13 protein-coding genes and 1 riboswitch are annotated in these 14,871 nt (G+C 58.9%); of the genes, 9 read left to right on the top strand and 4 right to left on the bottom strand.

Translation table 11 applies throughout. From position 1 onward, the window contains the following. Window positions 1–8 precede the first annotated feature (8 nt). The 5 genes from CVU60_13700 to phnE (CVU60_13680) all read left to right on the top strand — a co-directional run bounded on the left by CVU60_13700 (window position 9) and on the right by phnE (CVU60_13680) (window position 4,332). Complete coding sequence (locus CVU60_13700) at window positions 9–485, top strand: rubrerythrin (protein ID PKN40898.1); 477 nt, start codon at window positions 9–11, stop codon at window positions 483–485. Between the two features lie 450 nt (window positions 486–935). Further along, the gene (locus CVU60_13695; protein ID PKN40897.1) at window positions 936–1,952 is read left to right on the top strand and encodes a phosphate/phosphite/phosphonate ABC transporter substrate-binding protein; all 1,017 of its coding nucleotides are present in this window, start codon (window positions 936–938) and stop codon (window positions 1,950–1,952) included. A gap of 19 nt (window positions 1,953–1,971) precedes the next feature. Continuing rightward, a complete protein-coding gene (gene phnC / locus CVU60_13690) occupies window positions 1,972–2,766 on the top strand; it encodes a phosphonate ABC transporter ATP-binding protein (protein ID PKN40896.1) in 795 nt (264 codons plus the stop codon). Beyond that, the gene (gene phnE, locus CVU60_13685) at window positions 2,763–3,548 is read left to right on the top strand and encodes a phosphonate ABC transporter, permease protein PhnE (GenBank protein ID PKN40895.1); all 786 of its coding nucleotides are present in this window, start codon (window positions 2,763–2,765) and stop codon (window positions 3,546–3,548) included. The genes phnC and phnE (CVU60_13685) overlap by 4 nt, the downstream gene beginning before the upstream one ends. After that, window positions 3,541–4,332, top strand: a complete 792-nt coding sequence (gene phnE / locus CVU60_13680) for a phosphonate ABC transporter, permease protein PhnE (protein ID PKN40894.1) — start codon at window positions 3,541–3,543, stop codon at window positions 4,330–4,332. Before phnE (CVU60_13685) ends, phnE (CVU60_13680) begins: the two co-directional genes overlap by 8 nt. Window positions 4,333–4,463: 131 nt before the next feature. Here phnE (CVU60_13680) and CVU60_13675 read toward each other — a convergent pair whose 3' ends face one another. The 3 genes from CVU60_13675 to ribB form a co-directional block, all read right to left on the bottom strand. Then, on the bottom strand, window positions 4,464–6,182 hold the full coding sequence (locus CVU60_13675; protein ID PKN40893.1) for a hypothetical protein: 1,719 nt from the start codon (window positions 6,180–6,182) through the stop codon (window positions 4,464–4,466). A 191-nt stretch (window positions 6,183–6,373) separates the two neighbouring features. Then, on the bottom strand, window positions 6,374–6,838 hold the full coding sequence (locus tag CVU60_13670) for a Cys-tRNA(Pro) deacylase (protein ID PKN40892.1): 465 nt from the start codon (window positions 6,836–6,838) through the stop codon (window positions 6,374–6,376). Between the two features lie 242 nt (window positions 6,839–7,080). After that, window positions 7,081–7,737, bottom strand: a complete 657-nt coding sequence (gene ribB / locus CVU60_13665) for a 3,4-dihydroxy-2-butanone-4-phosphate synthase (protein PKN40891.1) — start codon at window positions 7,735–7,737, stop codon at window positions 7,081–7,083. A gap of 69 nt (window positions 7,738–7,806) precedes the next feature. Beyond that, window positions 7,807–7,955, bottom strand: a riboswitch (FMN riboswitch). A 187-nt stretch (window positions 7,956–8,142) separates the two neighbouring features. Between ribB and CVU60_13660 the strand changes: the two genes are divergently transcribed. The 3 genes from CVU60_13660 to CVU60_13650 all read left to right on the top strand — a co-directional run bounded on the left by CVU60_13660 (window position 8,143) and on the right by CVU60_13650 (window position 12,031). Continuing rightward, window positions 8,143–8,580: a hypothetical protein gene (locus CVU60_13660; protein PKN40890.1), complete on the top strand. Its 438-nt coding sequence runs from the start codon at window positions 8,143–8,145 to the stop codon at window positions 8,578–8,580. Window positions 8,581–8,810: 230 nt separating this feature from the next. After that, window positions 8,811–10,643, top strand: a complete 1,833-nt coding sequence (gene typA / locus CVU60_13655) for a translational GTPase TypA (protein ID PKN40940.1) — start codon at window positions 8,811–8,813, stop codon at window positions 10,641–10,643. Window positions 10,644–10,645: 2 nt separating this feature from the next. After that, entirely contained in the window at window positions 10,646–12,031 is a 1,386-nt protein-coding gene (locus tag CVU60_13650) for an FAD-dependent oxidoreductase (protein PKN40889.1), read from the top strand. A 47-nt stretch (window positions 12,032–12,078) separates the two neighbouring features. On the opposite strand, the gene CVU60_13645 is transcribed toward CVU60_13650, so the two are convergent. Next, the gene (locus CVU60_13645) at window positions 12,079–14,265 is read right to left on the bottom strand and encodes a two-component system response regulator (GenBank protein PKN40888.1); all 2,187 of its coding nucleotides are present in this window, start codon (window positions 14,263–14,265) and stop codon (window positions 12,079–12,081) included. Window positions 14,266–14,515: 250 nt separating this feature from the next. Between CVU60_13645 and CVU60_13640 the strand changes: the two genes are divergently transcribed. After that, window positions 14,516–14,818 carry an anti-sigma factor antagonist gene (locus tag CVU60_13640; protein PKN40887.1) on the top strand — a complete coding sequence of 101 codons (303 nt, stop codon included), beginning with the start codon at window positions 14,516–14,518 and terminating at the stop codon, window positions 14,816–14,818. Window positions 14,819–14,871: the final 53 nt, after the last annotated feature.

Here is a 14,871-nt window from a genome sequence, read left to right as displayed (position 1 = left end):
GAGGTTTTATGGCTGGAATATTCAAGGCGACGGACATTCTCCTGGCCGCCCAGGAAGTCGAGACTCGTGGCGAAGCCTTCTACAATCGTCTGGTTGAGACCACCACCGAGCCGAAGCTCAAGGATCTGTTCTCCTTTCTTGCAAAGGAGGAGACCAAGCACCGTGAGATCTTCGCCAAGCTCTACGAGCGGGTGGGGCAGGTCGAACTCCCGGCCTGGGCCGAGGAAGACGAATATGTGGATTACCTCAAGTATCTGCTCGATTCGCACACCCTTTTTCGCCTGGGTGACGTGAACCATCTCAAGACCTTCATGGGTACGCCTGAGGAGGCCATCGAGACGGCCATGGGATTCGAGAAGGACACGATCATGTTTTTCCTCGAAATGCGCGAGTTCGTGCCCGAAGGGGAAAGAAAATACATTCAGGCCTGCATCGACGAGGAGCGCACGCATTTGCGCCTCCTGGCCGGAATGCTCAGAAAATAGTTACGCACTTCCTCCTCCAGTGTCGGCCCTCGGACGAAAGTCCGGGGGCCCTTTTTTTTCGATTCTTGCCGGAAACCTGCCACACGACTGTGAGTTCACATTGCGCTAATGTTACGATTAGGTTACCGTTTTCGGCGACGGAACAGGGGGGGGCTTCAAGAGGGGGCTCAGGCGTGATGCGTGTCCGCGAGCGGCCTGACGCAAGAACGATTTGGGTCTTACGCGAGACGGCCCCACAAGTTCATACGCAGTGCAGATGATTCTGCAGGGGGCGTTTTTGAAAAGTTTTTCTGTCGAAAACGAACATCCTGTTTCTGTTGTGAAAATTGAAAACAGGGGGGCGGCGTGTGGCTGCCTGTTTTTCAACTCGGATTTTTAAAGCGGCTTTGCCTTGATTTGATGGTGCACCAGTCGCTTCGTCAGAAAGAACACTGTAACAAGGAGATGATCATGAAGAAGGGTTTCTTGGGCTTTTTGGCCGCGGTGATGATCCTGGCCGTCGCCGTTCCCGGATTCGCGGATGAATGTACCTACCGCGGCATTCTGGATAAAATGTATTGCGACAACGACAAGGACCTGGTCGCCGACAACGCTCCCGCCGGCAACTGCAAGGATCCTTCAACCCTGGTTTTCACCTACACGCCGGTTGAAGATCCCGCCGTGTATCAGGATCTTTTTTCCGATTTTCAGGCGCACATGAAGAAGATAACGGGCAAGGACGTCATCTACTACACCGTGCACTCCAATTCGGCTCAGGTCGAGGCCATGCGCTCCGGGCGCCTGCACATTGCCGGCTTCTCCACCGGGCCCACCGGCTTTGCAGTGAACCTGGCCGGTTACGTGCCCATCGCCGTCAAGGGTGATGAAAAGGAATTTCAGGGCTACAACCTGATCGTGGTCGTCAAGAAGGACAGTCCCATCCAGACCATGGCCGATCTCAAGGGCAAGAAAGTCGCGCACACTTCTCCTTCCTCCAACTCCGGCAACCTGGCTCCGCGCGCGCTGTTCCCCGCCCAGGGCATCGTGCCTGACGAAGACTACACCGTGGTCTACTCCGGCAAGCACGACCAGTCCGTGCTGGGTGTCGTCCATGGCGACTACGACGCCGCTCCCGTGGCCTCCGACGTTTACGAGCGCATGCTGCGCGCCGGTCGCGTCGATGAAGGCGCGGTGCGGATCATCTACACCAGCCCCCGCTTCCCCACGTCATCCTTCGGATACTCCAGCCAGCTTTGCCCGGAACTGGTGGAAAAGATCAAGGAAGCGTTCTTTTCCTATCGCTACACCGAAGAAATGAAGAAGGCCTTTGACGGCGCGGATCGTTTCTTCCCCATCACCTACCAGAAGGATTGGGCAGTCATTCGCGATATCGCCGATGCCACGGGCGCAAGCTACAATGAGGAAGGCCTGAGGGCCATGATCGCCAAGGAAAAGGCGGACGCGGAAAAGAAAGAAAAGAAGCAGTAATCACATACAAGGCATTATCGTGACGTCATCAAGCAACAACGGGAACGGGGGGAATGCCTCCCGTTCCCTGATCGTAAAGGATCTGGTCAAGGCTTACGTTCCGGGCAAGCCGGTTCTCAAAAACATCTCCTTCGAGGTCAGGGGCCGTTCCACGGTGGCCATCATCGGCCCCTCCGGGACGGGCAAGAGCACGCTGCTGCGCTGCATCAACCGGCTCATCGACCCCACCAGCGGCACCATCACCGTGGCCGGACACGAAATCACGCGGCTTTCGGGCAAGGAATTGCGCCTGGCCCGGCACCACGTGGGCATGGTCTTTCAGGAGTTCAACCTGGTGGAACGTCTCTCGGTCATCGAGAACGTACTTTGCGGCAGACTCGGTTTCGTGCCCGTCTGGAGGGCCTGGCTGCGCAAGTTCGAGCAGCACGACATTGATCGGGCCTTCGAGCTGATCGACATGGTCGGCCTGACCGAGTTCGCCACGGAGCGTGCCGACGCACTGTCCGGCGGGCAGCGTCAGCGCGTGGGCATCGCCCGGGCCGTGATGCAGAATCCGGATGTGATCATGGCCGATGAGCCCACCTCGTCACTTGATCCCAAGACTTCCGTCGAAATCATGGGACTTCTGAACGATTTCTCCAAGGCGCACGACATCCCGGTGCTGATCAACATTCACGACGTCAACCTGGCCAAGCGCTTTGCCGACCGGGTCATAGGAATGTCGCTGGGGAGCATCGTGTTTGACGGTCCGCCCGCTGAGCTGACGGATGATCATCTCAAGCAGATCTACGGCGGCGAGGACTGGTTGTCATGAGCGCGGCCAACACCAGAAGAGCTTTCAAGCCCAACTGGCTCGCGCGTCTTGGGTGGCTCGCTGTTATAGGCTATTGCGTGCTCGCATTCTGGTCTCTGGACATCACTTTGGACCGTTTCGTGATCGGCCTCGAGAATGGCGCAAAATTCCTGGGCAGCATGATTCCGCCCAATTTCGGGCGCTGGACGCTGCTGCTGGGCAACCTGCTGGAGACGCTTGAAATCGCGGTGATCGCCTCGGCTTTCGGTGTGGCGTTTTCCCTGCCCATCGGCCTGGCCGCCTCTCGCAACCTGATGCCGACCTGGGCGACCTGGCCGGCGCGCATTCTCATTGCGATCTGCCGTTCCTTTCATCCGGTCATCTTTGCCATCCTGTTCGTCAAGGCGGTGGGATTTGGACCGCTGGCAGGCATCCTGACCCTGGTTTTCGCGTCCATAGGCTTCATCGGCAAGCTCTTCGCCGAAGCAATCGAGGAGATTTCCCTCAAACCGGTGGAAGCCTGCCGGGCCGCCGGAGCCCCGTTCATGAGCGTCATCCTTTATGCAGTGCTGCCGCAGGTCCTGAATCGCTTCATCGGGTTCGCCACGTACCAGTTCGACGCGAACATCCGCAATTCGACCATGGTCGGGATTGTCGGCGCGGGAGGCATCGGCGGGACACTGTTCGCGGCTTTTCAGCGCTTCGACTACGACTTTCTGGCAGCGATCCTCATCTCCATCATCATCCTCGTCATGCTCGGCGAATACCTCGCATCCATAGTCAAGGCGGTGTTCAATGACTAGTCGCACATGGGAACGCTTCACTCCGGCACAACGTCTGGCCCGGTTCGCGATCTATCTGGCTGCGGTCACCGCCCTGGTCGTTTCGATGCGCACTGTGCAGATCGTCCCGGAGTTTTTGTACGATGCCCCGACCCAGATGGCGGACATGTTCGCCCGAATGTGGCCGCCGGACATTGGACACTACCGGGAAGGCGTGCATCAGGCTCTGGTCGAGAGCATGCACATAGCTGGCATGGGCACCATTCTGGCTCTGGTCATGTCTTTGCCCGTGGCGCTTCTGGCCGCGAGCAACATTACCCCCGTGCCGGCCTTGAACTGGCTGGCGCGGCTGATCCTCGTTTCCTCGCGTTCGGTCAATACCCTGGTCTGGGCGATCCTGTTCGTGGCCGTCTTCGGTCCCGGCGCCCTGGCCGGAACCATCGCCATCGGATTCAGGTCCATCGGTTTTTGCGGCAAGCTTCTGGGCGAGGCCTTGGAGGAATGCAACAAGGGGCCGGTGGAAGCGCTCAAGGCGGCGGGGGCCCCCTGGCCGAGCATTTTCCTGAAGGCTTACTGGCCTCAGGTATCACCGGCCTTCTGGGGGATCACCCTGTTCCGGTGGGACATCAACGTGCGTGAATCCGCGGTTATCGGTCTGGTCGGCGCAGGCGGGATTGGCATGGCGCTGGACACGGCCATAGCCCTTTTTCGCTGGAATCAGGTCGCACTCATCCTGCTGTGCATCTTTGCCGTGGTTATCGTGGCCGAGATAGTGGTCACGAAGATCCGGCAGAAAATCATCTAGCATTCATCGCAGAAAAGCAGAAAACCCTGCGTCACGGTAAACTCTTTCTTTCCGTGACGCAGGGTTTTTCTTGTTCATGCAGCGCGTAATCGCGCCCCAGGCTGTGCCCGAAGGGCGTTGGAGCGTCCGGGCTAGAACTCGAGCTGTCCCTGGTCGCTCAGGAAACTCATGGTCGTCTGTCTGCGCTTCCCGTTTTCCAGATAGACCACGCTGTAGAAGCCCTTGGGCAGGACGATGTCCTTCACGCTTCTGGCCTTGATCTCGAAGGGACCGAACTCCTTGTAGGTCTGCTGGTTCCTGAACCACAGGACAAGAGGACGGGAAGAGGTGACGACAAGCCTGCCTTTGTCGAACGATCCCTCAGGGGCTTTGGGTGCCTCTTTGGCCGTATCGGATTTTGGCTTCGAATCCTTCTTGCCTGGCGCGGTAGAGTTCCGGACCGTGTCGCCGGAATTTGCGTTCGTGTTTGACAAAGTGGCATTCGGGTGCGCCTCCGCATTCGCTGCGGTGGCTTTTGGAAGCGAAAGCGCCGCAACGGCGACGGACGAGTTCGTTCCGAGGTCCGACTCGGTCGTGGGCGGGGTGGCTCCGTCATTGGATCGGGAGAAGACCGGCAACGCGGTCCCGCCTTCTGCCGTGCCGTTTCCGGGAGCCGGGGCCGGTGAAACGATTTTGGCCTGCGGTGGGGTGGTGTGGTTGCCATCGGGAGCGGGTTGTTCAGCCATTGCGGAGGCTGAGGTGCCGTTTTGCACCGGGACACCGGGTGTAGCGGATGCCTCGGGCTTGGCGTCGGCCATCCGGTTCGACTCGGTGAACGGCTTTTCCAGACCCAATAGACCCTGTCTGTGCGCGAAGTAACCCGCGCTTCCGGCGATGAGCACAACGGCCATTCCCAGATGCAGGAGGCTCGGCTTCCAGGCACCCTTTGCAGGCGGGTCCTGCGGCGCTGACAGGGATTCATCGGGTTTGAAGGAATAGAGGAGACCGCATTTGGGACACTCGCCGGGGAAGAGCTCCAATTCTTCACGGCTTGGCTGGTGGCGGCATTTGGTGCACACGGGGCGACTTGATTCGGCCGGGCCCTTCGGCGCATGGCTGGCCTGGGGTACATCCTCGCCGTGGAGTTGAGATCCGGTGTCGGAACTCACCAGCCCGGACAGCTTGTCGATCAATACATGCATTTTTTCGGCGGGCAAGGCATCTTCGTGGGTCAGGATGGCCTGCACCAGATTTCCTGCCTCGACCACCAGCGTCCCTCGAACCGGTCCCGCAATGCCGACGCTGGCCCGGCTGAAGCAAAGCACCGGGCAGGGGTGCACTCCTCCGGCGTACTGCAGATCCAGGTGTCTGGTCAGTTTTTGGGTCAGGTTCCAGCACTGGGTCAGCATGTCCAGCAGGAATGGCCAGCCGTTGAGGCGCAGGGCTTCGCCCGCGGCCATGACATTCCCGACATGGCTTCGGGTCCTGATCAGGAACAGCCCGTTGGGGCCGATGACGGCATGATCCAGGCGGTTGCCGTCGAAATGCAGATTGTGGAAAATGTGGTATTCATCGGGGAGTTCCCGCAACGTCTTGCCCACGATCTGTTCGGCCCGGGCGTTTGTCTGCGAATGCGCGGGATAGTGCGCAAGGGTAAGGCCGATTTCTTCAAACCGCAGGATGGCCGCTATGAAGAACACTGCAAAGAGGGCTGTGACCCATGGCAGGCCATGTCTGAACGCGAACAGGCCCGCAGCTCCAAGTATCAGGACCAAAACCAGGGGCACAATGATGCGCAGCAGGATGTCCTTGCGCTGGGCAGATGCCTGGCTGATGCTGCCTTGAGTCGCTTTGTCGTGAATATGAGCCATGACGCCTCGACGTGTTCTCTCGTTACGTAGTCCCTGACTCGCGTACTATAAGCCTTGGATCTGGAAATAAGTCAAGGCTTGCAGTACTGTATGACAGTTGCCGTCAGAGGAAATGCGCCTCGCTCAAAAAAGCGAACCTCGCGACCGATTCCAAAATCGTGTTTGTCCGGAACCATGTGCAGGGGCGGGCTCTATTGCGCCAGAGGAGCAAAGCGGGCGCCGGTCATACGGGCCAGGTCTTCCGGAGCGAGTTCGATGTCCAGGCCGCGCCGTCCTCCGCTGACCATGATGGCCTGGTGAGACTGGGCCGAGTCGTCGATGAAGGTGCGCAGCCGCTTTTTCTGTCCAAGAGGGCTGACCCCGCCGAGAACGTAGCCGGTGGTACGCTCCACGAGGGTCCGGTCGGCCATGGCCGCCTTCTTGGCCCCGGCGGCCTTGGCCAGATGCTTGAGCCCGAGCATGCTCTCCACCGGAATTACGGCCACAACCAGCTCTCCGCCCATATCCGCGACCAGGGTCTTGAAGACCTGTCCGGGGTCGACGCCGAGTTTTTCGGCCGCTTCCAATCCATAGGAAGTGCACGAAGGGTCATGGTCATATTCACGAACGACGAATGTGATTCCGGCTTTTTTTGCGGCGTTTATGGCAGGGGTCATGAGCGTGCGGCTACAAAGGCGGGCGGCAAAAGTCCAGCCCGGATGTGCGAAGCAGGCGCGGCGCGTCGGTCGGACGCGCCGCGTCTGGTATTCTGGTCAGGAATCTGCACAAAGTCGTGAAGCTCCTTCAGGAGACATTTCCGCGGACGTGCGCCTGGCCTGGGCAGGCGATAACACCGTATTTCAATGCATCAAAGCGTGGGCGCACTTCTTCGGGGGAATGACGACTTTTTGCCGTGGTTCTAGCTCGCGGCCTGCGCAGACGCCAGGATGTATTCCTTGATGTCGTCGATGGTCACCACGGGAAGGTCGTGGCGTCTGCCGAACTCCTGGATTTCGGGCATGCGGGCCATGGTGCCGTCTTCGTTGGTGACTTCGCACAGCACGCCGCAGGGTTTGAGTCCGGCCAGGCGCATGAGGTCCACGGTGGCCTCGGTGTGGCCTTCGCGCTCCAGCACTCCGCCCGGGCAGGCGCGCAGCGGGAAGATGTGCCCCGGGCGATGCAGATCGGCGGGCCGGGCATCGTCGGCGATGGCGGCCTGTACCGTGCGCACGCGGTCGGCGGCGGACACGCCGGTGGTCACTCCCTGGGCGGCTTCGATGGAGACGGTAAACGCGGTTTGATAGCGGCTGGAGTTGTTGCTGACCATGGGCGCCAGTTCCAGGGCGCGGACCTTGTCCTCGGGCAGGCAGAGGCAGACAATGCCGCTGCATTCGCGGATGAGCATGGCCATCTGGGCTGCGGTCAGGGACTGGGCGGCGAAGATCAGGTCGCCTTCGTTTTCGCGGTTCTCGTTGTCGGTGACCAGCACCCCCCGGCCTTGTTGCAAGGCCGCAAGGGCGCGTTCGACCCGGACGCTGGGAGGGGTGTTTTCAAAATTCTCTGAAAACTGATTCACGTTGGTTCTCCTTGGAATTGAGCGTGAATCAGGGCGCGGCAAAAATCCGTTCACGCCCGTGAACGGCGGCCGTCTTCTCTTTCATCCGGACTGTCACCGTCGGCTCCGGCTTCTCACCGGATCTGCTGACCTTCCGGACCCCCGGAAGCGCTCGCGGGCTCCCCGCCAAAAAACGGGATACCGCCGGTGGGGAATTGCACCCCGCCCTGAGAAGTGGGCACAATGCGCGGCGAGACGGGCGCTGTCAACGGTGCGAAGGCGGGAAAAGACTGTGTATGACAAAATGGCGAATTCGGCCATTGCCTCGCGCACGGGAAGCGGGTAGAGTGCTTAAATAGAGAACATGCCACAAGGACTTTCCCTTGTGGCTTTTTTTTCCCGCAACGTTACTTTAAAGGATCGATCATGACAGAAAATCAAATACAAGCAGGCAGTTCCGTCGAGTCTCAATGCAAGAAATGCAAGACCGTGACCGACCATCATGTGGTCGTCATGTCCGGCGAGAAGATCGCCAAGGTCGAGTGCAAGGTTTGTAACGCACGTCACGCCTACGTGTCTCCCACTGCCGAGCCCAAGGTCAAAAAGCCCGCCACACCGCGTCCCAAGAAGGCGGCCCTGGCCTCCACCAAGCAGGCCCAGGCCCTGTTCGAACAGTGGGAAAAGCTGGTCACCCCCTGCGCAAAGCCTCTTTCCTACAGCATGGAGCGCACGTTTCAGATCGGCGATGTCATTGATCATCCCACTTTTGGCCTTGGCTATGTCCAGAAATTGATGAAGCCCTGCACTGCCGAAATTCAGTTCAAGGATGCCATCCGCAACATGCGCTGCGGGATGTTCAAGTAGGCTTCCAGGCTCTTCTCTTGCCGCCTGCCTTCATACGGCCGCCTGTCCGGATTTGCGCCCTTAAAAAAGATCCGCTTTTTTCGTTTCTTTCCTTCTTGACGTCGCCCGAAAGGTGCGCGTAATGGAAAAATAGTGTCGTGCGCCGTGTGTTGTGCGCCGTGCGACCAGCTCCACATCGGCTTCAGTTAAGGAAGCCGTTTTTTATGCTCTACGAGGAAAATATGCCCACCATGCAGAAGAATGACAATATCAGAAATATCGCAATCATAGCACACGTTGACCATGGCAAGACCACTCTGGTGGATGTCATGTTCCGACAGTCCGGAGTTTTCCGGGACAATCAGGCCGTGGACGACCGCGTCATGGATTCCATGGACTTGGAGCGTGAACGCGGCATCACCATCGCTGCCAAGAATTGCTCCGTGCGCTGGAAAGGCGTGAAGATCAATATCGTCGACACTCCCGGCCATGCCGATTTTGGCGGGGAAGTGGAACGCGCCCTGTCCATGGTCGACGGCGCGGTGCTTCTGGTGGACTCCTCGGAAGGCCCGCTGCCCCAGACCCGGTTCGTGCTCAAGAAAGCCCTGGACGCGAGCCTGCCCATCCTGGTCGTGGTCAACAAGATCGACCGCGCCGATGCCCGGCCGCAGGAAGTTCTGGACGAAGTTTACGACCTGTTCATCGACCTTGGCGCCGATGAGGACCAGCTTGAATTTCCGGTGCTCTACGCCATCGGTCGCGACGGCGTGGCCTCGCCCGTGCTCGATGAGCCCGGCAAGGACCTCGGCTGTCTCTTCGACCTCATTGTGGAGCATATTCCCGGCCCCCGTTTCGATCCGGCGGCGCCTTTCCAGATGCTTGTCTCGGATCTTGGGTATTCGGATTATCTGGGCCGTCTTGTCATCGGCAAGATCAAGGCCGGCCTGCTGCAGGAAAAGGCCGACCTTCTGTGCATGGGCGAAAAAGATCAGCTCGCCTTCCGGCCGACCAAGGTCCAGGCCTACGAAGGAATGCAGCTCAAGGATCAGACTGCCGTCGAGATGGGTGACATCGTGGTCATGGCTGGTTTGAACAAGGTCAGCATCGGCGACACCATCTGCCTGAAGGAGAGCCCGGTGCGTCTGAAGCGCATCGACGTGGACGAACCCACCGTTTCCATGCGCTTCACCATCAACACCTCGCCCTTTGCCGGACGCGAGGGCAAGATCGTGCAGTCGCGCAAGATCAAGGATCGTCTCGAAAAAGAGGCCCTGACCAACGTGGCCATCCAGGTCGAGGAGAGCGAGGACAAGGACTCCATGATCGTCAAGGGCCGTGGCGAATTCCAGCTGGCCATCATCATCGAGACCATGCGCCGTGAAGGGTTCGAGCTGGGTGTCGGACGGCCGGAAGTCATCTACAAGAAGGACGGCGGCAAGGTCCTGGAACCCATGGAGCATGTCTACGTCGACTGCGATGAGGCCTTCATGGGCGTGGTCACGGAGAAGCTGTCCATCCGCCGCAGCAAGCTCCTCAATCTGGTCAACAACGGCAGTGGCCGCGTGCGCATGGAATTTTCCGTTCCGTCACGTGCGCTCATCGGCTATCGGGACGAATTTTTGACCGACACCAAGGGCACGGGCATCATGAACTCCCTGTTCGACGGATACGGCGAGTACCGGGGCGATTTTCCGACCCGTTTTTCCGGTTCGCTGGTCTGCGACCGTCAGGGTCAGGCCGTGCCGTACGCTCTTTTCAACCTGGAGCCGCGCGGCAGGATGTTCGTGCGCCCCGGCGATGCGGTCTACGAAGGCATGATCGTTGGCGAGCACAATCGCGACAACGACATCGACATCAACCCCTGCAAGGAAAAGAAGCTGACCAACATGCGCGCCTCGGGCAAGGATGAAGCCATCATCCTGACTCCCGTATTGCCCATGACGCTCGAGATGGCGCTCAATTTCATCCGCGACGACGAGATGGTCGAGATCACTCCCCTGAACATCCGTTTGCGCAAGATCGAGCTCTCGGCCCAGAAGCGGCACAGCATGGGCGCTCGCAAGAAGAAGATCGAAGGAAAATAGAGATGCAGAAGAAAGTCCATGACGTGATCATTGTCGGCGGCGGTCCGGCCGGTCTGTTTGCGGCCTACCATCTGGCCGAGCATGCGAGCCTCGATGTGCTTTTGATCGAGAAGGGCCGGGAATCCCTGATCCGCAACTGTCCCATGACCGAGGAGCAGGACTGCATCCACTGCAAGCCATGCAATATCCTGGCGGGCATGGGCGGAGCCGGGCTCTTTTCCGACGGCAAGCTCAATTTCATACCCAAGCTGGGCAAGACCGATCTGACCCAGTTCATGAGTCTGGGCAAGGCCACTGCGCTCATCGATGAAACCGAGGCCATCTTCAACCGCTTCAACATGGACGGCAAGGTCTATCCGACCAATATCGACGAGGCCCGTTCCATCCGCAAGGAAGCCCGCAAGTTCGGCATCGATCTTCTGGTCATCAAGCAGAAGCACCTCGGCAGCGACAATCTGCCCGGCCACATCACCGGCATGGTCGATTACATCAAGTCCAGGGGCGTGACCGTGCGCACCAAGGAAGAGGTGGTCGACATCCTGGTCGAGGGCGGCCGGGTGCGCGGCGTGACCACGGCCAAGGGCGAGTATCTGGCGGAAAACGTCATTCTCGCTCCGGGCAGGGTGGGCGCGGAGTGGGTCGGTCAGCTCGTGCAGCGCCACGGCCTGGCCGTGACCCAGCGCGGCATCGAGGTCGGCGTGCGCGTCGAAGTGCACAACGAGATCATGCAGGATCTGTGCTCCATCATCTACGACCCGACTTTCTTCGTCCGCACCTCCAAGTACGACGACCTGACCCGCACCTTCTGCACCAACTACGGCGGTTTCATCGCCCAGGAAAACTACCAGGATTTCGTCTGCGTCAACGGGCACGCCTACATGGACAAGAAGAGCGAGAATACCAACTTTGCCTTTCTGTCAAAGGTGGTCCTGAACGAGCCCGTCACCGACAACCAGGCCTATGGCGAATCCATCGGCCGTCTAGCAACCCTCATCGGGGGCGGAAAGCCCATCCTGCAACGTTTCGGCGACCTGAAGCGCGGCCGTCGTTCCACCTGGAACCGCATCCGCAACAGCTACATTGAGCCCACGCTCAAGAAGGTCGTTTGCGGGGATATCGCCATGGCCCTGCCCGAGCGCATCCTGGCCAATCTGGTGGAGGGTCTCGAAAAGCTCAACCAGGTCGTGCCTGGGGTGGCCAACGACGAAACGCTCCTGTATGCGCCGGAGATCAAGTTTTTCGCCACGCAGGTTGAATGCGACGAGAACCTGCAGACGGCCATCGAGGGGCTTTACGTTGCCGGAGACGGACCGGGAGTGGCCGGAAACATCGTATCCGCCGCAGCCACGGGGCTCATCCCGGCCAAGAGCATTCTGGCCAAGGGATAGAAACAATAATTCCGGGATAGTGTGCGATCAGCAGGGGCGTTGCCGTTTCATGACGGGAGCGCCCCTGTTTTATTGAAATGCCCACAGATGAACTCGTCGACCTGGTCGAGCAGGATGGGTCTGGAGAAATGATAGCCCTGGGCGTATTCGCAGCCCATCTCCTTGAGCGCCAGATATTGCCCTTCGGTCTCGATGCCTTCGGCGACCACGGACAGCCCAAGGCTGTGGGCCAGATTGATGATGGTGCGCACGATGACGCGGTTGGCGTGCTTGTCCAGATGGGTCACGAAGCTGCGGTCGATCTTGAGCGTGTCGATGGGAAATCGTTGCAGATAGCTCATGGATGAGTAGCCCGTGCCAAAATCATCGACCAGGATGGCCATGCCGAGCTCCTTCATGATGCGAAGCTTCTGGATCGTTGCCTCGGGGTTGGTCATGACGTCGCTTTCCGTGATTTCAAGCTTGAGCTGCGAGGGGTTGATGCGGTTGTGGCGGATGCAGTTGAACAGGTTCTGCACCAAGTCGGGATCTGAGAACTGCCGCGCGGACAGGTTGACGGACACGCTAAGCGGGTGCTCCGGATATTTTTCGGCCCAGGAGCGCAGCACCATGCAGGACTGTTCCAGTACCCACTGTCCGATGGGCAGGATGAGTCCGGTCTGTTCGGCAATGGGGATGAACTCGCTGGGGGGAACCCAGTCCTTGTCCCTGGGTTTCCAGCGCAGCAGGGCTTCGAAGCCGCTCAAGGTCGGGCTCTGATTGATCGAGAAGATCGGCTGCAGGGCCAGAAAGAACTCGTTTTCGCTGATAGCGTTGCGCAGCCGGGTTTCCGTATCCAGTTTTTTGAGCGCCTTGTCCTGCATCTCCGGCGCGTAAAACCGTAGCTGGTCCAGACCCTGTTCCTGGGCGTGGCGCAGGGCGATGTTGGCTCCCTGCAGAAAGTACTCGGGCAAGGTGTATTCGTTGGGTCCGAAGATGGCTCCGAAACATGCGCTGATGTGGATGGGGTGGTTCTCGATGTCCAGGGTGCGGTTCAGGGCGGACTTGATTTTTTTTATGGTGGCCGTGCCCGCCTTCCTGGAGGGCAATTCCTCCAGCAGGACCACGAACTCGTCATCGCCCAGGCGCGCCACCGTGTCCACGGCGGACACGGTATCGAGCAGGATACGGCCGATGGCCTGAAGCAGCTGGTCGCCGACAAGATGCCCGAGGCTGTCGTTGACGTCCTTGAAGCGGTCGATGTCGATCTGCACGACGGCAAAAAGGTAGTCGTCGCGCACCTGGCTGCGCTCCATGCCCTGCTGGATGCGGTCAAGGCACAGGGCGCGGTTTGGCAGGTTGGTCAGAGCGTCATGGAAGGTCCTGTGCTGCAGATGCTTTTCGGCATCCTTGCGTCTGGTGGTGTCCTCGAATATGGCGGCGACCTGCCGGGGCTGGGGGCTGAAGGCGACGACGGAGAAATGCTTGTCCACGAATCCCGCGAAGCTATCGAAACGGATCGACTCCCGGGTCATGGCGGTTTTGGCGAGGATGTCGATCCAGTACGGCTCAACCTTTTCCGAGATTTCGCGCAAACTGCGCCCGACGATGTCTTTTGCGGGCAGGCCGAAGAAGCTGGCAAAGGCCGGGTTGACGTCGAGGAAAAGCAGGTCCCTGGGTTTATCGGCATTGTCGGTCACTACCTCGTGCAGGGCGAAGCCGTTCAGCATGGAGTCGAATAGAAGCCGGTACTGCTGTTCGCTTTTTTGCAGCGCCAGGGCTGCGGCATGCTTGTAGAGCGCGATCTCGATGGCGACGTGCAGATCCCGGGATTCGGCGGGCTTTATGATGTACCCGAAGGTTTCGGTGATCTTGGCGCGGTTAAGGGTCTCTTCGTCATCATGACCGGTCAGGAAGATGATGGGGATCTGCGTGGTCTCGAGAATGGCCTTGGCCGCCTCGATGCCGTCGATGCGTCCATCGAGAAAGATGTCCATGAGGATCAGTGACGGAGCCTGCCGTGATACGGAGGCAATGGCCTCTTCGCCGGATTTGATGATGCCCTGGACCTGGTAGCCGAGCTTTTGCAGGCGCTGCTGCATGTCGAAGGCGACAATGGCGTTGTCTTCGACCAGCAGGATGCGGGGCGTGGCGGATGATTGGGTGGTCGGCGCGTGCTGGGTGGAGGTCATCGGCGAATTTTCACTTGGGTAACGGGTTGTGCGCATCCACGCTTTTTCGATGGTGAGCGACAAAGAATGTTATATTTTCCAGAAAACCATAATGTTGACAAGGGCAAAGCGGATATTCCCCGCGCGCCTGGAAAACGTCATTTATGCTGGCAGAGTAGGACATTATGTAGGACGAATAGGCCTCATATGCGAAAAATCTGGAGCAACGATCAGTATTTGTTGCAAATTATTGCCAGTGATGTACATTGATATCGTACGGACCCCTGTGTAAGAAGGTCTTCCAAGCCATGATTTTTGTCTTAAGGAGCCGTCTATGTCTGCTATCGTCCGCGAAGGAAGTATTGCCACCATCACCCCGGGACAGGACCTCGTGTCCTCCATTGTCCCGGAGTTCAAGCAGGAGCTGGCCTCGTTGCTGGCCGAGTCTCCGGCGGAACTGCGCCTCGATCTGGCCGGCGCGGGAATGATGGACTCCATCGGCATCGGAGTCATCATAGCAACGCACAATTCCATGAAGAAAAAAGGCGGGAAGCTGATCATTGTCAATGCTTCCGAGAATATAATCAAACTTTTCAAGTCTATGCGCCTTGATCAGCATCTGAACCTGGATTCCTGATGCGGCCGGCGGCAAACGCTCGCCATTATGGCTCATGAGCTTTTGACCGTGTT

It is taken from the genome of Deltaproteobacteria bacterium HGW-Deltaproteobacteria-18 (assembly GCA_002841885.1).
Lineage (GTDB): Bacteria > Desulfobacterota > Desulfovibrionia > Desulfovibrionales > Desulfomicrobiaceae > Desulfomicrobium.
This window is presented reverse-complemented; position numbering and strand designations above follow the sequence as displayed.

Excerpts from the sequence above, each read along its gene's own strand:
- CVU60_13700 (PKN40898.1), top strand. The coding sequence starts at position 9 with ATGGCTGGAATATTCAAGGCGACGGACATTCTCCTGGCCGCCCAGGAA.
- CVU60_13695 (PKN40897.1), top strand. The coding sequence starts at position 936 with ATGAAGAAGGGTTTCTTGGGCTTTTTGGCCGCGGTGATGATCCTGGCC.
- phnE (PKN40895.1), top strand. The coding sequence starts at position 2,763 with ATGAGCGCGGCCAACACCAGAAGAGCTTTCAAGCCCAACTGGCTCGCG.
- phnE (PKN40894.1), top strand. The coding sequence starts at position 3,541 with ATGACTAGTCGCACATGGGAACGCTTCACTCCGGCACAACGTCTGGCC.
- CVU60_13675 (PKN40893.1), bottom strand. The coding sequence starts at position 6,182 with ATGGCTCATATTCACGACAAAGCGACTCAAGGCAGCATCAGCCAGGCA.
- CVU60_13670 (PKN40892.1), bottom strand. The coding sequence starts at position 6,838 with ATGACCCCTGCCATAAACGCCGCAAAAAAAGCCGGAATCACATTCGTC.
- CVU60_13660 (PKN40890.1), top strand. The coding sequence starts at position 8,143 with ATGACAGAAAATCAAATACAAGCAGGCAGTTCCGTCGAGTCTCAATGC.
- typA (PKN40940.1), top strand. The coding sequence starts at position 8,811 with ATGCAGAAGAATGACAATATCAGAAATATCGCAATCATAGCACACGTT.
- CVU60_13650 (PKN40889.1), top strand. The coding sequence starts at position 10,646 with ATGCAGAAGAAAGTCCATGACGTGATCATTGTCGGCGGCGGTCCGGCC.
- CVU60_13640 (PKN40887.1), top strand. The coding sequence starts at position 14,516 with ATGTCTGCTATCGTCCGCGAAGGAAGTATTGCCACCATCACCCCGGGA.